General features: G+C 59.1%; 21 protein-coding genes and 1 pseudogene. 12 read left to right on the forward strand and 10 right to left on the reverse strand.

The annotated features are described in order from the left end of the window. Nucleotides 1-342: 342 nt before the first annotated feature. Both ACVWNW_RS06285 and ACVWNW_RS06290 read right to left on the reverse strand, forming a co-directional pair. Complete coding sequence (locus tag ACVWNW_RS06285; RefSeq protein ID WP_454481748.1) at nucleotides 343-1173, reverse strand: mechanosensitive ion channel family protein; 831 nt, start codon at nucleotides 1171-1173, stop codon at nucleotides 343-345. Between the two features lie 80 nt (nucleotides 1174-1253). After that, complete coding sequence (locus tag ACVWNW_RS06290; RefSeq protein ID WP_454481750.1) at nucleotides 1254-1706, reverse strand: GNAT family N-acetyltransferase; 453 nt, start codon at nucleotides 1704-1706, stop codon at nucleotides 1254-1256. Nucleotides 1707-1907: 201 nt separating this feature from the next. On the opposite strand from ACVWNW_RS06290, the gene ACVWNW_RS06295 reads away from it, so the two are divergent. Beyond that, entirely contained in the window at nucleotides 1908-2579 is a 672-nt protein-coding gene (locus tag ACVWNW_RS06295) for a sugar O-acetyltransferase (protein ID WP_454483414.1), read from the forward strand. Here the strand turns inward: ACVWNW_RS06295 and ACVWNW_RS06300 are convergent. After that, entirely contained in the window at nucleotides 2539-3351 is an 813-nt protein-coding gene (locus ACVWNW_RS06300) for an ABC transporter ATP-binding protein (protein WP_454481752.1), read from the reverse strand. The genes ACVWNW_RS06295 and ACVWNW_RS06300 overlap by 41 nt on opposite strands. Before the next feature lie 395 nt (nucleotides 3352-3746). Here ACVWNW_RS06300 and ACVWNW_RS06305 point away from each other — a divergent pair, with 395 nt between their 5' ends. The 4 genes and pseudogenes from ACVWNW_RS06305 to rsmD all read left to right on the forward strand — a co-directional run. Then, the gene (locus ACVWNW_RS06305; RefSeq protein ID WP_198191503.1) at nucleotides 3747-4772 is read left to right on the forward strand and encodes a helix-turn-helix transcriptional regulator; all 1026 of its coding nucleotides are present in this window, start codon (nucleotides 3747-3749) and stop codon (nucleotides 4770-4772) included. Nucleotides 4773-4896: 124 nt separating this feature from the next. Continuing rightward, nucleotides 4897-5091 (forward strand): 50S ribosomal protein L28, encoded by a 195-nt coding sequence (rpmB, locus tag ACVWNW_RS06310; RefSeq protein ID WP_029677698.1) that lies wholly within the window; start codon nucleotides 4897-4899, stop codon nucleotides 5089-5091. Nucleotides 5092-5191: 100 nt separating this feature from the next. Continuing rightward, nucleotides 5192-7669 (forward strand): ATP-dependent DNA helicase RecG, encoded by a 2478-nt coding sequence (locus tag ACVWNW_RS06315; RefSeq protein WP_454481754.1) that lies wholly within the window; start codon nucleotides 5192-5194, stop codon nucleotides 7667-7669. A 10-nt stretch (nucleotides 7670-7679) separates the two neighbouring features. Continuing rightward, nucleotides 7680-8285: pseudogene (gene rsmD, locus ACVWNW_RS06320) on the forward strand (16S rRNA (guanine(966)-N(2))-methyltransferase RsmD); the annotation flags it as partial. 25 nt (nucleotides 8286-8310) lie between these two features. Here rsmD and trmD read toward each other — a convergent pair. Beyond that, entirely contained in the window at nucleotides 8311-9261 is a 951-nt protein-coding gene (gene trmD / locus ACVWNW_RS06325; protein ID WP_454481758.1) for a tRNA (guanosine(37)-N1)-methyltransferase TrmD, read from the reverse strand. A gap of 82 nt (nucleotides 9262-9343) precedes the next feature. On the opposite strand from trmD, the gene ACVWNW_RS06330 reads away from it, so the two are divergent. The 4 genes from ACVWNW_RS06330 to ACVWNW_RS06345 all read left to right on the forward strand — a co-directional run bounded on the left by ACVWNW_RS06330 (nucleotide 9344) and on the right by ACVWNW_RS06345 (nucleotide 13298). Next, complete coding sequence (locus tag ACVWNW_RS06330; RefSeq protein ID WP_461196344.1) at nucleotides 9344-9523, forward strand: hypothetical protein; 180 nt, start codon at nucleotides 9344-9346, stop codon at nucleotides 9521-9523. Nucleotides 9524-9609: 86 nt separating this feature from the next. Then, complete coding sequence (locus ACVWNW_RS06335) at nucleotides 9610-10233, forward strand: hypothetical protein (RefSeq protein WP_454481760.1); 624 nt, start codon at nucleotides 9610-9612, stop codon at nucleotides 10231-10233. Then, nucleotides 10230-11339, forward strand: a complete 1110-nt coding sequence (locus ACVWNW_RS06340; RefSeq protein WP_454481762.1) for a helix-turn-helix domain-containing protein — start codon at nucleotides 10230-10232, stop codon at nucleotides 11337-11339. Before ACVWNW_RS06335 ends, ACVWNW_RS06340 begins: the two co-directional genes overlap by 4 nt. 555 nt (nucleotides 11340-11894) lie before the next feature. Continuing rightward, nucleotides 11895-13298 carry an MFS transporter gene (locus ACVWNW_RS06345; RefSeq protein WP_454481764.1) on the forward strand — a complete coding sequence of 468 codons (1404 nt, stop codon included), beginning with the start codon at nucleotides 11895-11897 and terminating at the stop codon, nucleotides 13296-13298. 29 nt (nucleotides 13299-13327) lie between these two features. On the opposite strand, the gene ACVWNW_RS06350 is transcribed toward ACVWNW_RS06345, so the two are convergent. Then, complete coding sequence (locus ACVWNW_RS06350; RefSeq protein WP_454481766.1) at nucleotides 13328-14344, reverse strand: YdcF family protein; 1017 nt, start codon at nucleotides 14342-14344, stop codon at nucleotides 13328-13330. 358 nt (nucleotides 14345-14702) lie between these two features. Between ACVWNW_RS06350 and ACVWNW_RS06355 the strand changes: the two genes are divergently transcribed. From ACVWNW_RS06355 to ACVWNW_RS06365, 3 genes are read left to right on the forward strand one after another with little or no spacing between them, the layout of a single operon-like run. Further along, nucleotides 14703-15521, forward strand: coding sequence for a (Fe-S)-binding protein (locus ACVWNW_RS06355; RefSeq protein ID WP_211120060.1), 819 nt, complete (start codon nucleotides 14703-14705; stop codon nucleotides 15519-15521). Next, nucleotides 15518-17023, forward strand: a complete 1506-nt coding sequence (locus tag ACVWNW_RS06360; RefSeq protein WP_121912588.1) for a LutB/LldF family L-lactate oxidation iron-sulfur protein — start codon at nucleotides 15518-15520, stop codon at nucleotides 17021-17023. The genes ACVWNW_RS06355 and ACVWNW_RS06360 overlap by 4 nt, the downstream gene beginning before the upstream one ends. Continuing rightward, the gene (locus ACVWNW_RS06365; RefSeq protein ID WP_454481769.1) at nucleotides 17020-17724 is read left to right on the forward strand and encodes a LutC/YkgG family protein; all 705 of its coding nucleotides are present in this window, start codon (nucleotides 17020-17022) and stop codon (nucleotides 17722-17724) included. The genes ACVWNW_RS06360 and ACVWNW_RS06365 overlap by 4 nt, the downstream gene beginning before the upstream one ends. Before the next feature lie 106 nt (nucleotides 17725-17830). Here ACVWNW_RS06365 and rimM read toward each other — a convergent pair whose 3' ends face one another. The 5 genes from rimM to ffh all read right to left on the reverse strand — a co-directional run bounded on the left by rimM (nucleotide 17831) and on the right by ffh (nucleotide 21941). Then, complete coding sequence (rimM, locus tag ACVWNW_RS06370; protein ID WP_046322447.1) at nucleotides 17831-18436, reverse strand: ribosome maturation factor RimM; 606 nt, start codon at nucleotides 18434-18436, stop codon at nucleotides 17831-17833. Next, nucleotides 18433-18666, reverse strand: a complete 234-nt coding sequence (locus tag ACVWNW_RS06375; RefSeq protein ID WP_015021362.1) for an RNA-binding protein — start codon at nucleotides 18664-18666, stop codon at nucleotides 18433-18435. The genes rimM and ACVWNW_RS06375 overlap by 4 nt, the downstream gene beginning before the upstream one ends. A 35-nt stretch (nucleotides 18667-18701) precedes the next feature. Beyond that, complete coding sequence (gene rpsP / locus ACVWNW_RS06380; RefSeq protein WP_029677710.1) at nucleotides 18702-19160, reverse strand: 30S ribosomal protein S16; 459 nt, start codon at nucleotides 19158-19160, stop codon at nucleotides 18702-18704. A 171-nt stretch (nucleotides 19161-19331) separates the two neighbouring features. Continuing rightward, a complete protein-coding gene (locus tag ACVWNW_RS06385) occupies nucleotides 19332-20294 on the reverse strand; it encodes an endonuclease/exonuclease/phosphatase family protein (RefSeq protein ID WP_198207434.1) in 963 nt (320 codons plus the stop codon). 30 nt (nucleotides 20295-20324) lie between these two features. Continuing rightward, nucleotides 20325-21941: a signal recognition particle protein gene (ffh, locus tag ACVWNW_RS06390; protein WP_454481773.1), complete on the reverse strand. Its 1617-nt coding sequence runs from the start codon at nucleotides 21939-21941 to the stop codon at nucleotides 20325-20327. Between the last annotated feature and the right edge of the window lie 117 nt (nucleotides 21942-22058).

Consider the following 22058-nt stretch of genomic DNA (forward strand, 5'->3'; position numbering starts at 1 on the left):
TTTTTTGTGACTACACATATAAAGGTCCTTATAAAGTCGTTAGACCTTTTCTTGCGAGTGCGGGTGGTATGTGATCTAACCTCTATAGGTTCTAGTGTCCTGATGTATTCCATATCAATAACATCAATTTCTTCGGTAATCTTTCCAATTTGCAAGTCTGGCTCGTTTCCACGAATAGCTACAGGTATAAATGTGACAGTGATGTCGTCTATCAAGTGCAAGCGCAGCCGCAGATTGACGACAGTGATCGTTAAAAGTTATCTACGGTAACTGGTTTCGTTCAGCATCATCGCATGTGGTGCCTGGTAATCCGGGACTGCGTGCCATAATCAATTTCATAAGTCAATCATTATTGAGCTCTGCTGTTTTGGATAAAAGCTCGGCCTCCTGGACCAGGTAAGCCTGTCCGGCCAGTGCGCGGGTGGCGGCATCCTGCATATCGGCGGCGATGACGCCCTGCTTGGCAAACATGACCACTTGGCCCTTGATGCCATAAGGGGTGAAGCCCTGGAGCTGGACAATGGGCGGGTTGGATGGCATGGCCATGCCCTTGGTTGCCTGGGCCACCACCTGTGCAATGGAGTGGGAGGACTTGGCTATATCGGCATCTCCTCGCAGGGTGAAGGGAACCGTGGTGGCGGCTTCGCCGGCCTCGGTGATCTTCTCGAGCGCCGTGGTGTTGAGGATGGAGTTGGGGATCAGCAGCTGGTTGCCAGTTCTGTCGATGACGATGGTATGGCGCCAAGTCACATCGCGGACGGTTCCGGTGGTGCCCTGGATGGTGATGATGTCTCCGGGCTGGACCACCTTGCTGACCATGAGTCCGAAGCCGCCGACGATATTGGCGATTGTATCCTTCAATCCGAAGGAGAGGGCCAGACCGCTGACGCCCAGGGCGGCGACCACTGTGGATGGGTTGATACCGAAGACGGGTTGCAGGACTGTGGCAGCAGCGAAGATCCAGATCAGGGCGCGGACAATGTTGACGAAGATGGAGGCACTGGGCAGGTTTGTCCGTTCCAGAGCGCGTCGCATGGCCGCCGCCACAATCTTGGAAATCAATGCAGCGCAGACAGCCACGACGATCAGAAGGATGATCTTTCCGAAATTCTGTCGAAACCAGTAAATGACGGCATCGCTGAAGCTGGAGATGGCCTGTTCGGACCTTCCCATGGGATCCTTATTCGGATTCATACCTGTGATGCCTGTGCTGGCTGGAGCTGATATTTCATTGGCAAAATTGGCGGTCAGGTTCATGAGGCCTGGTCCTCTGGCTCGTTTCCGGTGCTGCCCGTCAGGGGCTTGTCCATCCACATGTGCGGGCATCCCTCGTCTTGATCGTGTATGCCCATGTCCCTATAGCCTAAAGACTCATAGAAGCCCGCCACCCGTTCCTGGGCGTGAAGCGTGAGCCGGTCGGCCCCGCGGCTCCGAGCGGTCTCCTCAGCCTTGCTTACCAAATTCGCGCCCAGGTGCTGACCGCGGTAGGGCTTAAGAACGGCCAAACGGCCAAGGGTCCATGTCTTGCCACGGTCGGGAAAGATTCGGCATACGCCGGCGGGATCATCCCCATCGTAGGCCACGATGTGAAGACTGACGTCATCGGTCTGGTCGAACTCGTTGTGAAAGCCCTGCTCCTCGACGAATACGGCCTTACGGATGGCCTTGGCATCCTCGGGAATAGCCTCGCTCACCTCATACCGCATGCTTCCTCCTCGCCACGGCCCTCCGCTGTCTCTAATCTACCAAGCCTGACCCTTGGCGTGAACGGATGTCCGCAACAGGATGACGAATGGTACGTATGGCTGCAGGCTGTCTGACCCAGACGATTACATGGACAGGGACTCTGTAAGCAGTGTGAGCTTGCAGAAGTGACAGTGAAGTGACACAGGAACGATGGGATGGCCATGGACAAGGACTCAAAACTGACAAGTGCGACTGGTGGAGCTGGTAAAGGGAATTGGCGCTCGCAGAAGGAGCGGATGCTTGCTGGCGAGCTTTATGACGCATCGGATCCCGACCTGAGCCAGCTGCGAGTCAAGGCCCACGAACTTTGCCGTCTTTTCAACGCGTCTTCCGAGCAGGAGCGGGAACTGCGCAGTCGGCTTCTGGACGATCTGGTGCCCGAGCATGGTCAGGACGTGGACTTTATGGGGCCTATCTACTTCGACTATGGGTGCTTCACCAAGCTTGGCTCGCGCATCTTCGCCAATTTCAACTTCACTGTTCTGGATACCTGCCCTGTACAGATTGGCGACGATGTGATGATCGGCCCCAACGTCACCCTGGCAACCCCCCTGCATCCCCTGCGGTGGCAGGAGCGGAATCTGAGACGCCATGAGGATGGCACCCTCTACGACTACGAGTTGGGCGCTCCGATCACCATCGGCTCCAACTGCTGGCTGGCATCAAATGTGACTGTGGCCGGGGGAGTGACCATCGGCGATGGGGCGGTCATCGGGGCCGGATCCGTGGTCACCCATGACATCGCACCTGACTCCCTGGCCGTAGGCGTGCCCTGCCGAATAATTCGGGCCATCACCGAGGCTGATCGGATGCAGCTGCCAGGGGAGGGCTGAAAGCCTCCTGGTCTGGCACGGCATCCATGTTGGCCAGCTGCTGGGCTATGGTCTGCGGGTTTCCGCCCGGGCATGCCGCCTGAATGCGCCCGTCTTGGAGAAAAACGACGCGGTGGGCCCGGGCGGCGACGTTGGGGTCGTGGGTCACCATGAGGATGGTCTGGCCGCTGCGGACGGCCAGGTCGAAGAGGTCCATGACCTCCCGCGAGCTATGGGTGTCCAGGGCGCCGGTGGGCTCGTCGGCCATGATGATCTCCGGGCTGGCGGCGAGAGACCTGGCGATGGCCACGCGCTGCTGCTGGCCACCGCTCATGTCGGCCGGATAGGTGTTGGCGTACCCTTCCAACCCGACGTTCGACAGGGCAGACAGGGCCGCTTGGGCGGAGATTTTTCTACCGCCGAAGAGGCTGGACAACATGGTGTTCTGCAGGCAGGTGAAGGCGTTGACCAGGTTGTAGTCCTGGAAGACGAAGCCGATATGGTCGCGCCGAAGCCTGGTCAACTCCCTCTCTTTCATTCGTGTCAGGTCCTCCCCGGCGACGGCCACCCTGCCCTGCCTGACTTGGAGCAGTCCTGCGGCGCAATAGAGGAGGGTCGACTTACCGGCGCCTGAAGGACCCATGATGGCTGTCCAAGTCCCCGCCGGACATTCCAGGCTGATTTCGTCCAACACTCTTGTGCCTTGCTTCTGCCGGGTTCCGTAGTCGTAGCAGACCTTGTCCAGAGTGAGCGGAATCTGTGCGTATGGATCCTTAGCCATTCGATGCTGCATCGTTGCCTTCCTTTCGGTCGTCGCCTGCCAGGTCTCTTCTTCTATGAGACCATGGCAAGAGCTCCTGTCAGGGTGTTTTCAGGGTCGAATCGGGGACGGTTCAGGGTGGGATCCACAGGATTCGCATTCGCTCCTGAAAGGTATGTATCGTGAACGTAGAGGGGTCGCATCTCTTGCCGGAAGGGGGATTGATGGGCGGGTCGTCATCAGAATGACAGGGATTCAGTGATCGCTTATTTCCTTGGAATTGCAAGGATGCAACCGTCAGTTGACAGCAAATATCGGTGTCTTTGCCGGGTGCAACCCAAAGCTGGTGGCGGTCGGAGCCCTGCACGTTTCATCATGGCCTCGTTGCTGGTTGAATCGGCATTCTGCTGATCGGGAGAAAGAATATTATGAGTTTCAGAACCAACGTGCAGTATCTACGTTCGCAGCGCAATATGACTCAGGAGCAGCTGGCCATGCTGGTGGGGGTGTCCCGTCAGGCGGTGTCCAAGTGGGAGTCGGACAAGGCATATCCTGAGATGGACAAGCTCCTGGCCATCTGCGACCTCTTCGGCTGCACCCTTGATGACCTGGTCCTGGGCGATGTTCGGCATCCGGGTTCCGGGCAGCGTGCGTCCAAGCCTGACCATCAGGATGCCGACCAGGCGACTTCGGCAACCCATGTGACTGCGCCTGTCCAGTCTGCCATGGAAGACGTAACCGGCTACGCATCCTTCAGCAATGCCTATAGTCTTCGGATGGCTTTCGGCATCGCCCTTATCATGCTGGGACTGGCTTTCGGTGGTCTCTTTGCCGGAGTCAGCCAGCCGACCGACGCACAGAATGGTCTGGCCTTTCTTTCTCTGATGATCGGCATCGTCCTGGGACTGGCCTGTCTGATACCGGCGGTTTCCGCCAGAAGGGATTTCCGCCGCAGGCATCCTTATGTGGCGGATTTCTATACCGATGAGGAGCGCTCGAGAGTATACCGGCAGACTACTTGGGAGTTGGTCTGCGGTTTGGCTGTCGTGCTCTTGGATGTGGGAATCAACTCTGCTGGGTTCCTGGTCTGGGGCTGGTCCCATCAGGTCAGAGGGTTTGTCTTCTTCCTTCTTCTGGCTCTGGGGATCTTCCTACTAGTCCATGCGGGAACGAGCCACAGAATGATGAACCTCCGAGCCTACAACAGGCAGATGGATTCCGTCGATGACGGTCGCTGGGACACCTATCGTTACGAACACCGGATAAGCAATGCCATCAGCGGAGTCATCATGGGCCTTTGCACGCTGGTGGCCCTGACCATGCTCTTCTCAGGCAATTACGACAACCTTTTTGGTTGGCGCATCCCATTCTGGGCCATCTGGATCATCGGCGGGGTATTTTGCGGAGTGCTTCAGTCTCTGATCGGCATCTTCCGCAAGCCTCCTCGTGCCTGAAACTGTTAATTTGCCTTATTTGGCGGAATGTAGTAGTCTAACAAAGTTGTGTGTTCATCCGTAGCCTTGTGTTGCGGCCTGGAGCACCTGGGACGACTTGGAAAACAACGTAAAGGAAGTCATCATGGCAGCTCGTTGCGCGGTGTGCGGCAAGGGCCCGCAGACCGGTTACAGTGTTTCTCATTCGCATATCCGGAACAAGCGCATCTTCCGCCCCAACCTGCAGTCGGTGCACACCACCGTTGATGGTCAGAACGTGCGTCTGCGCGTCTGCGTCAAGTGCCTCAAGGCCGGCAAGGTGCAGCGCGTCGCCGCCTGAAGGCGGTTCGTCGGTCGTATTGGGACCCCCGGGGGCAAAGCTCCGGGGGTTCTTGTCATCCTGAGGGATGATGATCGGCGCTTGCGGGAGGTGATCGGGTATGTCGGCAGTGGCTCGTGTTGGTCTGCACAGCACCGTGGCCTCGCTGGTGGTCAATAGGCGTAGGGTGAGTGCTCTCAAGGCTCTGGGTGTGGTCACAGTCGGGGATGCGCTGACCTACTATCCTTTCCGCATCGCTGATCCTATGCAGGTCACCACTATTGCCGGCATTCGCCTTGGCGAGCCTTGCGCCTTCGCCGCCCGGGTTGATCAGGTGCACCTGGTGCCGCTGAGCGGTCACCGGGGCTTTCGGCTGGACGTGATGGTGGACGATGCGGCCTTCGTCAGTAGCCACGGCGGCACTCCGCTGGCGGTCAGGCTGGTCTTCTTCTCTCATAAGAAGCCTTATATGGACTGGATGGTCCGTCGGCTGCAGGTAGGGGCGGATTTGGTCGTGGCCGGTGAGCCCGGCATCTACATGGACCAGCTCCAGTTCACCCACCCTGAGACCCTGGTTGTCGCTAATGCCGATCGAGAGGTTTCTGCGGACACATCTCGACCCGATGCGACTAGCCTTGACGAGGCCCTGGAGCGTGTGCGTCGACCGCGGCCGGTTTACCATGCCAGCTCTCGCATCTCCTCGGACCATATTCACGATGTCATTCTGGGGTTTTTGCGTCTGCTGTCGCAGGCTGATAATTCACCTGGCTCAACTCCCGCAGCCGGTGCTGCCGAAGAGGGGCAGCCCAGTGCCGATGTCCGTATTGATCCAGAAGCGCTGGGCCTTGCCATACCTGATGTGCTACCCGAGCAGGTCCGTGCCGACCAAGGGCTGTTGCATCGTGCCCGTGCCCTCTTGGGCATGCATGCGCCCGACAGTCCTGACGACTTCGCTGCGGCACGGAAGACCCTGCGCTATGAGGAGGCCTTTGTCTCGCAGACAGCTCTTCTGCAGACCCGCCGCCAGACCCAGCAGCAGCCTACTTATCCATGCACGGATTCGGGCGCTGACCGTCCAGACACCCTGCCTGCCCGTTTCATCGACTCCCTGCCATTCCAGCTGACCGACGGCCAGCGTCAGGTCATCAATGACATTGGCGTCGACATGGCTAAGGATCAGCCCATGCAGCGGCTTCTGCAAGGCGAGGTCGGCTCCGGCAAGACCGTGGTGGCCCTGGTAGCCATGCTCCAGGCGGTCCAGGCTGGTCATCAGGCTGTCTTGGTGGCTCCGACCCAGGTGCTGGCCGAGCAGCACTATGCTTCCATCGGTGGCATGCTCAAGGCTGTGGGCACCGATGTGACCGCAACTGCCGTAGAAGGCCGCCATAAGCCTGTTGACAACGTCACCATGATTCGTATGACGGATCAGCTGGTCCTGCCTGTGGTGCTGTTGACCGGAGGTATGAGACTGGCCCAGCGCCGCTCCGCCCTGGCTGTTTCGGCCTCGGGCCGTCCCTGCATTGTCATCGCCACCCATGCGGCTTTCTCCAAGACCTTTCAGGCTCCCAATCTGGCCCTGACCGTCATCGACGAGCAGCATCGTTTTGGTGTTGAGCAACGCGAGGAGCTGCGCCGCAAATCCGAGCGCGTTCCCCATCTGTTGATCATGACCGCTACGCCCATTCCGCGTACAGCCGCCATGACCTGGTTTGGAGATCTTGACATCTCCACCCTGACCGAGCTGCCCAGCAACCGCAAACCGGTCCGCACACACGTCATTGCTGAGTCCGACGGAGCGACCATGGGCGCCATGTTCTTGCACTTACGTCGTCGGATCGAAGCTGGGGAAAGGGCCTACGTGATCTGTGCCCGTATTGACGATGAGGATGACCCCTCGGCCTCCTCAGACCGCCCCGGCCAATCCGGTGGGACTGACTCCCAGCCTGAACTGCTGGTTGAGGAGGGCCAAGGTGACAGACAGCGTCCGCCACTGCATTCGGTGGCTGAAATGAGTCAGCGACTGGCCGCCCTGCCGCAGTTCCAGGGCATCGCCATGGCCACGCTGACCGGGCGAGACGACGATGCCACCAAGAACGCCGTCATGGCGGACTTTGCCTCGGGTCGCACGCCCTTGCTGGTGGCCACCACTGTAGTGGAGGTGGGGGTGGATGTGCCCCAAGCCTCCTGCATTGTCATCTTCGATGCCGATCGGTTTGGGCTCTCCCAGCTTCATCAGCTGCGCGGCAGGGTGGGACGTGGCGGCACTGACTCTTGGGCCTTCATGATTTCGCGCGCCCCAGCGGATTCACCAGCTGCCGAGCGGCTTGAGGTCATTCGCGACACCACTGACGGGGCTAAAATCGCCGAAGAGGACATACGCATCAGGGGAGCCGGCGACGTGCTGGGGGATGCCCAGTCCGGCGGTCATTCTTCTCTGAAGCTTCTGCGGGTGGTCACTGATGCGCCCATGATCGCCCGCGCCCGCGCCCAGGCAGGCCAACTCCTGGAGTCCGACCCCACCCTGGCCGGGCAGCCCGAGCTGGCTGGCGCCGTTCTGGACTTCATGAGGGGCAACGAGGGTTTCCTGGTCTCCAGCTGAAAGGACAACGGACCATATGCACATCATCGCCGGCCGATTCAAGGGATTCCCCATTCCCGCAGCCCTCAGAGGGACCCGGCCCACTACCGATCGGACCAAGGAGGCCATTTTCTCCCATCTGGAGTCCGAAGGCCTGCTGTCCGGTGCTCGGGTCCTGGACCTGTTCGCCGGCACAGGGGCTTTGGGATTCGAAGCCCTATCCCGTGGTGCCCAGAGCTTGGTGGCTGTGGAGTCTTCTGGCCGTGTCGCTGGACTGCTGTCACGTTCAGCTGCAGGGCTGCGCCATCACCCGGCTTGGGATTCAGCCATGGACATTCGCGTCAGCAGAAACCGTGCCGAGCGCTTTGTCCGTCCCCTCTCCTCAGGTCATGAGGATGCTGGTCTGTCCGAAGCTTGCTTCGACCTGGTCTTCATGGACCCGCCTTATGATCTGTCGACGGATGACTGCCAGAGCATTATGACCGGTCTGACTGCCCGAAAAATGGTGGATGGCGGAGGCATGATCGTTCTGGAGCGATCGACACGCACCCCGCCGCCCACGGCTCCTGAAGGATGGGCCATTGATCAGGCTCGCAGCTACGGGGAGACAGCAGTCTACTATCTGACGGCCCGCTGATCAGCCCTGCAAATTTGACGGGCAATCAATTTGACGGCTGGTCCAGAGGTCTCGGATGGGTTTTCCCTGTGCCCCAACCTAGGTCTTCCAAGAGACGGCGGTCGTGCTTATCGAGAGTGGAGCAGTCCAATCGGGCGATCAGGTCGGGACGGATTCGACTGGTTCTCTTGATGGCCTCGTCGCGCCGGAATCTGTCCACCTTTCCGTGGTCGCCGCTGGTCAGTATCTCGGGCACAGCCATGCCACGCCAGGTGGTGGGGCGTGTGTACTGGCGATACTCCAGCAGCGGCTCATCGCCAGTGTAGGATTCCTGCACAATGGATGCAGGATTGCCCATAAAACCGGGCAGGAGGCGTGTGATGGCCTCCAGCATGACCGAGACAGCCACTTCGCCCCCATTGAGTACGTAGTCGCCAATGGAATACTCACGAACGTCGATTCCCTGATTCCGGTAGTAGTCGGGGATGCGTGCGTCATACCCTTCGTAACGGCCGCAGCCGAATATCAGCCTCTCCGTCCGAGACAGCTCGGTCGCATCGGCCTGGGTAAACAGAGGAGCGGATGGGTTGGGGAAGATCAGGACTGGTCCGGCGAGATCAGCCTCATGGCTGTCTGCAGATGGATCTGCCTCGGATGCTATGCCGTGGCTTTTGTCGCCGGAACTCTTCATTGCCTCTTTTTCTTCTTCGGTATCGGCAGTGTCGGTTGTCTGATTCATGGTGGGTAGTTGCAGAGCCGACCCGTTTGGCATGTCCAGCAGATCGTCCAGGCACTGGCCCCAGACTTCAGGTTTCATGACCATGCCAGCTCCACCGCCCACCGGCGTATCGTCCACGGAGTGGTGCACGTCATGGGTCCAGTTGCGCAGGTTGTGGGCGCGTATGGTCACAAGGCCTTTCTCCTGCGCTTTGCCTAGCAGGCTGAGTCCAGTTACGTCAAAATACTCGGGGAAGACGGAGACGATATCGATTTGCATGTCACCAACTCTACCCAAGCCTGTTTGGGTTGGAATCGAGCGCGGAGTGGCACATTTTAAGTTCGCCTAAAGGTTCACCACGATGGCGAAATTCGTTTCCACCGAGTCTGTCAGATTGATGGCTGCTGTGCAGCAACTGTTCGGAGATGGTCAGCTCAGTGGGCTATATCGTCTCCTGGTATTTGTCGTCATGAAGATTCATGACAACATTGACGGTGAAAAGACAAAGCAAATCTGCATCTATTCTGACTTGATAGATTAATTTTGCGGTAGTAAACTCAAACTCAAATAGTAAAATAAAACAATGCTCCAAATATCAAACATGAACGCGCGTTTTAAGGAGACTCCTTGGAAAAACTTGAGCTCATTCGTCAGAACCTCACGCCAATCAATGATGCCCTTCCAACATTGTTGCCGCAGGCCAGGCTTCGCTCACTGTCGGCCATGAACGCGCTTGGCACTCCTCGAATTAAGTATCCGAAGCTCTATGCGGACAACTTCAATGCGACGCTCCGCGCAGAAATCGCAGATGAGCCAATCGACGGCTGGCAACTTACGAAGTCCACCTCCTGCCTTCATCTGCGCAATATCGGTTCAGGCCTCAGGCTTCGATTCCTCAAGAAGTTCAAATTCGAGGGAAGTGTTCCTCCCGCTGGACCGAACTTACGGCGTAGGGAGGCATGGGTGCAACCAGCTATGCTCGACCAGGAGCTTTCAGGCAAGAAGCCGCTGAGTGACTCGGAAATTGTCTTGGTTTGGACCGAAGCAAACGGCATTTTCCATTGTTCCGCCTACCAGCCTACTGGTACCGGCCGTTTTCCTAAGGGGGCTCCCTGCATTGCCCTCATGGTTCTTCAGATGGGTGAAGGTTTCAACGGTATGGCGTTCAACGGTGATGATGAGGAAAATGAGCTGTTGGTCCCACGCTCAAATACAATTGTCGAAGAAGAAAGGGAAGAGACGGTCCGATGAATGACTTCAACCCCACGCGCATTGAGCTTGCACGGAAGTATCGGGGTTGGACCAAAAAAGAGCTTGCCGAGCGTTCTGGCATGACCCCGACCTACATCGGCATGCTGGTTGGCAGTCCGACCGCGCATCTTACGGAATCGAGCGTCGAAAAGATAGCCTACGCAACCAGCCTTCCTCTGTCTTTCTTCATGCTGCGCGATCCAGGTCTTGACTGGAATCGCCTCGCTTTTCGTCGCAAGAAAACAATCACCAGGAATCTCAGCAATCGCATCTGCGCGGAGTTCGAGATGTTGGCAGACATGGTCTCCAGGGTCAGTTCGATGTCAAATGTGCCAGATAAGACGGCATCCTGGCTAGATGAGATTGCACCGACCTTGGACCCTCAGGCACAGGGAGTCCGCCGCATTGCGGCAAACGTGCGCGCGATACTGGGGCTGCCTTCCAAGGGAGCAGTGCGTAACATGATACGAAGCGTGGAACGCAAGGGAGTTATCATTGCACCGCTGACGACGAAGGTAGCTGATTCGGTCAGTGATGGAGTTACTTACCCAGACAAGGCCCTTATAGGCTATTTTCCCGAAAACAAGCCTGGTGACCGGCTCAGATTCACTATTGCTCATGAGCTAGGGCATCTGGTTCTGCACCGGTACCGCCGTCCCAAGGATGTGTCCTTGATGGAGAGGGAGGCTAACGAGTTTGCTGGCGAATTCCTTTTTCCTGAGTCCGACGCGCGAGCGATCATCAGCCCGAGCATGATGCTGGAGGACTACCTGTACGTAAAGTCCGGATGGGGAATTTCCATTGGTGCAGCCGTGCGCAGAGCCTTCGATCTGGGTCTGATCGATGGCGACAAATACAAATCCCTGTACGTTCGCATGGCGCAGCGTCATTGGATAAGGCATGAGCCCGTGGAGGTCAAGGCGGAGCATCCGGTACGTCTTGCTCAAATGCTCGGCCGTGCGTTCGGCGGACTGGACGACACTGGTCGTTCCACGGTGCCCAGGGATGGGATTGAGGGATTCCTTGGTGTTCCCTTCGAACTGGCGAACGATTGGTGTGACAACAGGCTGACGGAAAAGGCGGCGAGCTGGACGATCATGAGATAGACAAAGCGGCTATAGAAGCATCTCCATAAAGGCCATATTCGTCAGCAAGATATTCGGAAATGACTTACATGCCGGTAATGTCAAGTCAAAAAAAGAAGCTCAGTGGGTTCTTTGTTGACAGAACAGGAAAGTATGACCGGAACAGCGAGGGCTAGACTTGTCCAGGATCATCGAAGTCGTGGCAAAGTTAAAAACCAACGGAGGGGTAGCCTGGCCTGATCGATGTTGAACGTGAGTTGCAGGAGACACATCAGCGTTAACAGCAAATCTCGATGTCACCAACTCTATCCAAGCCTGTTCAGGTCCAGAGTGAGCGCTGATTGGTACGCCTGCAGGTGCTACACTAGCTGGGTCTTCAAAGGTTATGGAGGTGCACCGGCTCGTCGCAGCATGCGGCTGTTAGCCCGGCGCCACCTTGGAAGATGTCATCAACGCAGCCAGAGAGCTATAACCGTTGCGCAAACTGCAATGAGGGCGGCACCGGATGATGCCATGCCGTACGGATCCGTGGAGATGGCTATGCGAACAGTCTGATGCGTGAGGAGCGGACGGTCCATGGTCGACCATGTTGATAAAAGAACAAAACTGCTGATTGCCGGTACAGCCGGGCTCGCCTTCTGCGGGGTCCTTTTGGAGACCTCGCTCAACGTCACTTTTCCGGAGATGACCCAGTACTTCAAAACCGGGCTGGGCACAGTTCAATGGCTGACTACCGGCTATCTGCTGGTGGTAGCCTTGACGGTTCTAGCCGCCGCCTGGCTGGAGCATTCATTCACGACCCGCGCATTGATCCTCGCCAGCGTGGGAATATTCCTGGGCAGCGACCTGATGTGCATCCTTGCTCCATGCTTTCCCGTCCTTATGGCGGGACGCCTCCTGCAGGGCATCAGCACTGGTATTGCTCTTCCCTTGGTGTTCTCTCTGATCATGAAAAAGGTTCCCCTTCACATCCAGGGCCGTTACGTGGGCAGCGCTGGCATGGCGGTGGCACTGGCACCCTCCTTGGGTCCGACCTTTGGCGGAGCCGTTATCCAAGCCTTATCCTGGCGGGCCATCTTCCTGATCGTGCTGCCCATCGAGCTGGTATTCGGGATTATCGCCTTCATCTCAGTAGACAGGGAGACGGCCCATGTCGGTGCTTTCGCCTGGCTCCAGTTCCTTTTTCTGGGTGTCTTTCTGACCGGTCTGACCATAGGACTGAGCACCTTGGATGTGCATGGCCCTGTCACTTGGCTGTCCTTGTTCATTGGGGTTCTGGCACTTGTTGCAGGCGTCTGGACTCTTACGCACCAGCGCACCAGGCTGATCAACATTGCGGTCTTCCGGAACGGTACTTTCACCCTTGCCTTGATCCTCTACTTCCTGGTCCAGTTTGTTCAGATCGGCCTGACGTTCATCCTGCCCAACATGGCCCAGTCCGTACTGGGTGAGACCTCTACCGTGTCTGGCCTCCTTCTGCTGCCGGGGAGCCTGCTCTCCGCGCTCTGCCAGCCCGTCACAGGCGGCTATCTGGATGGCCATGGCCTGCGTGGACTGCTCGCGGTGGGAAGCACCGCCTTCTTCCTCTCGGCCTTAGGCTTCCTGGTCCTCAGCCGACACTTATCCGTTCCGCTGATGGTTCTCCTCTATGCCTGCTACATGGTCGGTCAGGCCTGCGTCTTCAACAACCTGCTCACGGTTGGACTGCAGCATATCCCAGCCAAACTGGTGCCCGACGGTAATGCGCTCTTCAACACTCTTCAGCAGTATTCAGGTGCCGCCTCGACCGGCGTCCTGGCAGCCATCATCACTGGCATGCCCAAGGCCAGAGGGATTCATGCCGGCGCTCAGGCCTTCCAGTTCGGAGCCGTTTGGGCTTTCGTTTTCGTCTTTCTCATCGTCCTGGTCATCCTTCTGGTGGCCTGGTTCCTAGAACATAGCCTGGCCAGTCAGGATAAGGGTGGGGTTCAGGTTGTATGACCTCTGATTCCTTCTGGAAGGCAGTGGTTTTAATTCAGCAATGAGATACCGACCCAGACGACCCAGCCCAGTGCAAGGACCAGGTAGGGCCACCAGTGCATGCGGGTGATGGCCACGAACTCCCGGATGAAGGCGGTCGGCCAGTAGTAGCCCTTGGTGTGTGAGCCGATTCCATCGGCATTTAGCCCGACCTTGCTGGCGTATTCGCTGGCCCGGAAGACGTGGTAGTCGCTGGTGACCAGGGCTACCCGGTAATGCTCAGGCCCGGTGCCCATCTCGTAGCGGTCGTCCAGTATCTGCTTGGAGTAGCGCAGGTTCTCCAAGGTTGTGGTCGACCTGTCCTCCATGATGATGGCTTCGGCTGGCACCCCGCAGGAGCTGCGCAAATACTGTGCCATGGCCCTGGCCTCGCTGATGGCCTCGTCGGGCCCCTGCCCACCTGAGACCACGAAGCGCCCGTTTCGTCCCTGTCGTTTCCAGAGGTCCACAGCCTTGTCCAGCCGCCCCCGGAGCAGAGGTGTGGGCTCTTCACCGCGCAGGCCGGCTCCGTGGATGATGATGTAGTCGTAGCGGCGTTTGCGGGGCAGCATCCTGTAAAAGTTGGAATAGAGCAGCAAGGCTAGGAAGGAGAAGAAGAACCAGGTGGCTTCCAGGTCGATCAGCCCGGCCAGCTTCTGCAGCCATGAGGGTGCGCCAAACCCGGCCAAGAGGGGTGAAAGAAGCATGTAGGCCACCACGGCCAGTGCAAGCAGGCCGGGCAGCAGAGTGGTCAGGGAGACCCCCTCGTGTCGGATGACGATGACCGTGTTGGCCAGCAGGAAGCAAATCACCAGCAAGGGAGCGGCGATGAGCAGGATGACCAGGGGCAGGATCAGCCAGCGCATGCCGAACTGCAGAAGAAGCGCTCCGCCCAGGGTCAGCAGCAGGAACAGCAACCAGATGGCATTGCGGAACTGCCGTGGCTCCTTGTGCAGGTCCCAGAGGAAGAGCAGGCCGAAGATGATGGCGGGTGCATAGAGCAGGAGGAGTTGCAGGTGGTTGGACATACGCCGATTGCCCCTTTCACGAGGATGGCCGCGCAGGGTCTGAATCCACTGTAGCGAATCGACCAGTCACCTCTCATCCTTGACATGCCAAAGATCCCCAGACCGTCGTGGTAAGATATATGTGGTAAATCTCACACGTTCAAAAGCTGAGGGTGGGCGATTTTCGACGGCGCGGATTCCAGGTCCAGACCATGATGATGATGGGTCCTTTCAAGGATTGCGCATCGATGCCCGCATGAGCGTGGTGGTCGCAAGGCAGCGATGTGTTGGAAGGATTAGGGGTTCAGGTGATGTTGGGTTTCTCCGCAATCCAGAGATGGTTCGGACCTGGCGTGCAAGGTTGTAGAGAGGTGCGGTAATGAAAGTAGTTATATTCTCCACCTGCGTGGTGGACCTCATGTTTCCGAACGTGGGGAAGGCCATGGTGGAGGTGCTGGAGCGGTTCGGCTGCGACACCTATCTTCCCAAGGAGCAGATCTGCTGCGCCCAACCCACCTTCAACAGCGGGTATGTCAAGGAGAGCATGCAGGTCATGCGCAATGAGGTCGATGCCCTGCTGAGCGTGGATGCCGACTATATCGTGGGTCCGGCAGGCTCCTGCGTGAATATGCTCAAGGAGCTGCCCTTCCATTTGCGGGCCGACCCTGTCTATGCAGCCAAGGCCCAGACCATGGCCGACAAGACCTATGAGTTCTCGCAGTTCCTCTATCGGGTGCTGGGTGTGCTGGATGCCGGCGCCGAACTCGATGCTGTAGCCACCTACCACCGCTCCTGCCACATGACCCGGCTGCTGGGGGAGCGGACCAGCCCCTTCGTCCTGCTGGACCATGTCAAGGGACTGACCATGGTCCCCCTGCCCCACATTGAGAACTGCTGCGGGTTCGGCGGCATGTTCTCCATGAAGGAGCCTGAGATCTCCAAGCAGATGGTGGACGAGAAGGTGAACGACGTGCTCAGCACCAAGGCCAGCGTTCTCATCTCCTGCGATCCGGGCTGCCTGATGAACATCGGCGGTCGCTTCAACCGGCGCGGCGAGAAGATCACCATCATGCACCTGGCTGAGGTGCTCAATCACAACGTGGATATGAGCCGCGTCAAGTATGTGGAAGGCCGCTCTGCTGGCGATGGGGCAGTGGGTTCCGTCAGGGCTGCCAAGGAAGAGGGGGCTCTGGTATGAGCAGCATGGTCAATGGCAAGAAAGCCGCGCAATATCTGCGGACCAGCAAGGCTCCCTTCCTGACCAGGGTCAAAGAGTCCGAGCAGGACAAATTCGCCCAACAGGCCGTGGCCAAGGCCCAGGATGCACAGTGGGTCAAGCGGGAGGCCGCCCGTCAGGAACTGGGCAACTGGGAACAGTGGCGCGACCTTGGCGAGCAGATTCGCCAGCACGTCATCCGCTACCTGCCTGACTATCTGGAGGAGTTCGCCGACAACGTGGAGAAGCGCGGCGGCCATGTCTTCTTCGCCCAGACCGACGACGAAGCCGCCCAGTACATCAAGCAGATCGCCATCGAAAAGAAGGCCAAGCACGTCGTCAAGAGCAAGTCCATGGTGACCAGCGAGATCAACCTGGATCCCACGCTGATGACTGTGCCCGGCCTGGAAGTGCTGGAAACCGATCTGGCCGAGTTCATCCTGGAGGAGGATGATTGGGACCAGCCCACGCATCTGGTCTTCCCCGCCCTGCACAAGAACCGCGAACAGGTTCGGCAGGTTTTCGAGAAGAAGCTGGGTTACAAGGGCGACAACGACCCTCAGCACATGGCTCGGTTCTCCCGCAAGGTTCTGCGCAAGCACTTCCTCGAGGCCGACATGGGCATCACCGGTTGCAACTTCGCCGTAGCCGACACGGGCATGATCAACCTGGTGACCAACGAGGGCAACGCCGACCTGGCCATGTGCATCCCCAAGACCCAGGTGGTGGTCATGGGCATGGAGCGTCTGGTGCCGACCATGAAAGAGGCCGAGACCATGGACAACATGCTGGCCCGTTCCGCTGTCGGCCAGAAGCTGACATCCTACCTGACCTACACTGCGCCGCGCACCGGTCAGGAGTCGGACGGACCGGACGATTTCTATGTGGTCATTTTGGACAACGGCCGCTCAAACGCTCTGGGAACGGTCTTCGAGCCCATCCTCCAGTGCATCCGCTGCGCCTCCTGCCTGAACGTCTGCCCCATTTACCGGCACATCGGCGGTCACGGCTACGGATCCATCTATCCCGGTCCCGTGGGTTCGGTGCTCTCGCCGGTGCTGGACGGCGGCTACGACGACTTCGGAGACCTGCCTTACGCCTGCAGCCTGTGCGCAGCATGCACAGCCACCTGCCCGGTCAAGATCCCCCTGCATCAGCTCATGATTGAACACAGGAGGATCATGATGGATGACCAGTCCAAGGCCAATCTGATCGATGACACGGTCATGAGGGTCATGGGTCTGGGAACCGGCCATTCCTCGCTCTTCCGCACTGCCCTGGGTGTGGACCACACCATGCTGACCCCCATATCCAAGAAGCAGCCGGAGACGGCCAAGAACCTCTTCGCCAGTGATCGGCATGTGGAATGGATGCCCTTCGTCTTCGGCGGATGGACCAAGGTACGTGATCTGCCGGATCCGCCCAAGCACGGGGAGAACTTCCGCAGTTGGTTCGCTCATCATAAGAAGGAGCAGCAGGCATGACCGATCGTGAGGTATTCCTGGATTACCTGGCCAAGAAGAGCGGTCGGCCCCGTCACCAGCTCAAGGATCATCCTCTGGTGCCGGTCAACGATTTGCCGGAGACCACCCTGTCGGGTCATACCCAGGACGAGCTCCTGGAGATCGCCCGAAAGAGCAGCGAGGCCGTCCATGTGGACTTCCGCACATGCACCAAGGCTGAGCTTCCCACTGCATTGGACGAGTTCATCGATTCACGCAAGGAAGACAGCGACCATGTGATGCTGCCCACCTCCGACCTGTTCGCAGACTTCGGGCTGGAGGAGTGGAGGGACAGCCTGAACCCGCCCGCCACTTTCTGGAAGCCGGGAGCCAGCCGCGAGGAGAACATCAAGACCGCCGACGAGTCCGGTACGGCCATCGCCTTTGCGGACTTCCTCCTGGCCGAGTCGGGCACCATCACCGTGGCTACCACTCCTGGTCAGGGTCGTGCCTTCCACTTCCTGCCGGTGCACTATCTGAGCATCATTCGCAAGTCGAAGATCCTGCCCCGAACCCGGCAGGCCATGGACTACTATGACCCAGCCCTGGTCTCAGGTGAGCTCAAGACCTCCAACATCAACTTCATCACCGGCCCCTCCAACACGGGCGATATCGAGATGGTGATCGTGGTGGGCGTGCATGGTCCCCTGGATATGACATATCTGGTGGTTGAAGACATGTAGCTCCGTAACATTTCCTGCTTATGCAGGCGCATTTCCCGCAAGTGGGGAGTCAGTGGCTTGAAGAAAGATGCTGACTCCCCACTTGCGGTTTTGCTCAAAGACGGGTTCAGCCCAAGCCAGGCAGAAGCCCTCCAGGTGGATCGATGGCCACATACCCGTTTTCAATGTCAACCTGGGGTACCAAGGCTTCGACGAAGGGTATCAGCCCCTCCGTTTCCTCGTCGTTTTCTGCGGTGGTCATGTGGATCTGCAGCTGCTGCTGGGCTACACCATCCAGTACATCGCTGACTTGGCCGACCACTCGTCCGGACGGTTCACCTAGTGAGTTGCCCGGGGCCATGCGAACCTCGAGTCCAATCAGATCCTCGGGATACCAGGCGTCCTCCTGCGCCAGCTCCTCGGCTGGATCAGCCTGGACATACAGTTCGATGCCATTCAACGCTTCGGAGGCGTTCCTGTCTTCCACTCCTTTGAAGAGGACGATCCAACGCTGTTTGAAGCGACGGGAGGAAACCACCGTGAAAAACTGTCCGTCCTTGGTCTGCAACTGGGAGCCGGGGGCGAAGCGCCGCTCAGGCTCGTCGGTGTAGACATATACGTTGACCTCGCCCTTGAGTCCCTGGGCGCGGCCGATACGGCAGACCCTCAGCAACCTTCGCTGCTGAGGGTCCGGACCCTGCGGGTCGTGATTGGTGGACCGGCTGGGGCTCACCGGCGTACGTCCATGATGTCGACGCGCACCTTGTGGTCGGCCAGAGCCTGGATCACGGTGCGGATGGCGTTGGCGGTCCTGCCGCCCCTGCCGATCACGCGGCCGATGTCCTCGGGGTTGACACGCACCCGCAACAACTCTCCGCGAGAGTTCTCGTGAGACTTGACCGACACGTCATCGGGAAAGTCCACGATGTTCCTGATCAGGTGCTCAACGGCCTGTGCAAGCATGATAGCCGGTCCTTCCAATCTTTAGTGAGTGTGCCTTACTCAGCTGCCTGCTCGGCCTGGGCGGCATCTGCCGACTCATCGGCCTTGGGGGCTTCCTTCTCCGCCTCGGCCTTGGCCTTGGCATCAGCCTCGGACTTAGCGGCCTTGAGCTTCTGAGCTTCGTTCTGTGCCTGCTCGATGCGGGCCTGGGCGTCGACCTCGGCCTGTGGCACCTTAAGGGTGCCTTCCTTGCCGGGCAGATCCTTGAACTTCTGCCAGTCGCCGGTGATCTTCAGGAGGTTGAAGACGGGGTCGCTGGGCTGAGCGCCCACACCCAGCCAGTACTGGGCGCGCTCGGAGTCGATCTTGATTGAAGAGGGCTGGGTGTTGGGATCGTAGGTGCCGATCTCCTCAATGACCTTGCCATCGCGCTTCTTGCGGGAATCGACCACGACCACGCGGTAGAAGGGATAGAACTTCTTGCCCATTCTCTTCAGACGAATTCTGGTTGCCAAAACGGCTCTCCTTGGTACTTGGTATGCCCGGCGGCGTCTCCATGTGGGGCATGGTGGCGCTCCTGGCGTGTTCCTCACGGCCGTCGGAATGAGAGGGCTCCTCCGGACATGAATAACAGCAAAAGTATACCTCAACCTTGGGATATGGCGGGTGGGAAACCTGTATGGTGTTCAAAGCTGGCGCGGCAGAGTCAGACGGGCCACTAGAGCTCGGTGGTCGCTGCCTGAAATTCGGAGGGCATGCATGGATTGTGGGTCCAGGTTGCCGTCCGTCAGAATATGGTCGATTTCGATCAACGGGGGTAGCACGCTTGCGGAGGGGAAAGTCAGGTGGCTGCCGGCTTTCAGGTGCAAAGAAGCGTCATGTAGCCCGGATTCGGCCAGCATAGCGCGGAAGGTCGGATGCTGCAGGGTGGCGTTGCAATCGCCCATGACGATGGTGGGCACAGTCGGATGAGTCAGCCTGGCCAGGGCAGCGATGCCCATGCCCCACTGTCTGGCGCCTCGTTGGGGTGATTTGGGATGGACGCTGGCCACTCGGATCGGTCCAGAGCTGGTCTTGAGCTCGACCAGGGGTACTGCCGCCGCCGGAAGGTCCAGGGCCGACGGGGAGGCTTTGACGGGTTGATGGGCCGAGAAGATAACGTTGTAGCCGCCGTTGTCGTCAGGGCCCGCAGTCCCCTGTGTCAGATAGGGTAGGAGCTGATTCAGGCCTGCAGCCTGAAGTGATTCCAGCAGCTTCTCCTTTACCTCTTGCAGGGCCAGAACCTCTACTCCGTAGGCGCGCACGCAACGTACGATTTCCTCAGGATCGGCCCTGCCGAAGCGGCAGTTCAGAGTCATGACGCTCAGTCCATGGCCAGGAGATGATTGACCGGCCCGGTCTGCTGGAGGTAGTCGGTAGCGCAGGCGCTGGCAGCTGACCAGAGTAAGTTCAATCAGCGCCAGCAGGCATTGGGGCCAGGCGCCCGCGACGACCGTCCATATCAGTATGGCCAACAGAGGAGCGGTCAGCAGGTCGATCAGGGCGATCAGCTCTACCAAGGGGCGGTGCCAGTCAGCCCCGGCGGGCAGGAAGCGCAGGGTAATCCATAAGGCGATGAGCCCCAGGAGAATCCAGAGAAGGGTGTTCACGTGCCATTGTCTCCTGCAGGAGGGAGGGGGTTATCGGCCGCCGAAGAGACCGCCCAGTCCGCCGCCAAGGTTGGGGGGCAGGTCCGGCAGGCCCTCGGGCATCTGCGGCGTTTCGGGGCGCTTGGCGAAGGCCGAACCGCCGGAGGATTTGCCCTTGCCCGACAGGCGCTCGCGTAAAGCCTTCTCTTCGGCCTCCCGCTTCATGGGATTGCCTGAGCGGGAACCCTTGCGGCCTTTCTTGCCTTTTTTGCCCTTCTTACCGCCGCCAGCGCCCATGCCGCCCATGCCGGGGATCGAGCGGCTGCCATTGGTCATCCGCTTCATCATCTTGGCAGCCTGCTCGAACCGCTGTAGCAGGCCGTTGACTGCAGAGACCGTAGTGCCGGCGCCATAGGCGATCCGGGCCCGTCGTGAGCCGTCGATGATGCTGGGGTCGCGTCGTTCCTGGGGGGTCATCGATTGGATGATGGCCTGGGTCCGGTCCACCTCTTTTTCGTCGAACTGCTCCAGCTCTTTGCGGTGCTGGGCCATGCCCGGGATCATCCCCAGGATGCTCTTGAAGGAACCCAGCTTGCGGACCTGCTGGAGCTGCTCCAAAAAGTCATCCAGGCCGAAGCTGCCCTCGGACATCTTCCCGGCGGCCTTGCGGGCTTCCTCCTCGTCGAACTGGCGCTGGGCCTGCTCGATCAGGGTCAGGATGTCGCCCATGTCCAGAATGCGGGAGGCCATACGATCGGGGTGGAAGACCTCGAAGTCCTTGAGACCCTCGCCGTTGGAGTCGAAGAGGATGGGCTTGCCGGTCACCGAAGTCACCGACAGGGCCGCGCCGCCGCGGGCATCGCCGTCCAGCTTGGACAGCACCACACCGGTGAAGTCCACGCCCTGGTCGAAGGCCTTGGCTGTGGCGACCGCGTCCTGGCCGATCATGGCATCGATGACGAAGAGGATCTCATCGGGGTGGACGGCATCGCGGATATTGCGGGCCTGCTCCATCAGCTCTTGATCCACGCCCAGTCGACCGGCCGTATCAATAATGACCACGTCGTAGAGCTTGTCCTTGGCCACCCTGATCGAGTCGGCCGCGACCTTGACGGGATCGCCTGTGATCTGCCCCGGGGCCGCCAGCTCGGATCCTTCGGTCTGCACGCCTGGCTCGGGTGCGTATACCGGCACTTCGGCGCGCTCGCCGACCACCTGGAGCTGGGTGACCGCATTAGGCCGCTGCAGGTCGGCCGCCACAAGCAGGGGGGTGTGGCCGGCGTCCTTGAGCCAGTAGCCCAGCTTGCCGGCCAGTGTGGTCTTGCCTGCACCCTGCAGGCCGGCCAGCATGATGACTGTGGGTGGATTCTTGGCGAAATTAAGCGGTCGATCCACTCCCGCGCCCAGGATACTGGTCAGTTCGTCGTAGACGATGGAGACCACCTGCTGGGCCGGGTTCAGAGCCTTGGAGACCTCCTCGCCCAAGGCGCGTTCCCGGATGCGTCCGGTGAAGGAGCGCACCACATCCAGGGAGACATCGGCATCCAGAAGGGCGCGGCGGATCTCGCGGATTGTGCCGTCGATGTCGGCCTCGGTCAGCTTCCCCTTGGAGCGCAGATGGGTGAAGGCCTGGGAGAGCCGATCGGTCAAAGATGAAAATGCTGCCATAATGTCCCAAGTCTACCTGTCAGCCGGGAGATTGGCTCTGGTTTCAGCAATGCCTGTGCCCAAGACCTGCCTGGCTGGTTCTGATATGGAACGACGATTTTGTTCAATAGCAGAAGA

The sequence above is a fragment of the Bifidobacterium sp. JNUCC 75 genome, assembly GCF_054819865.1.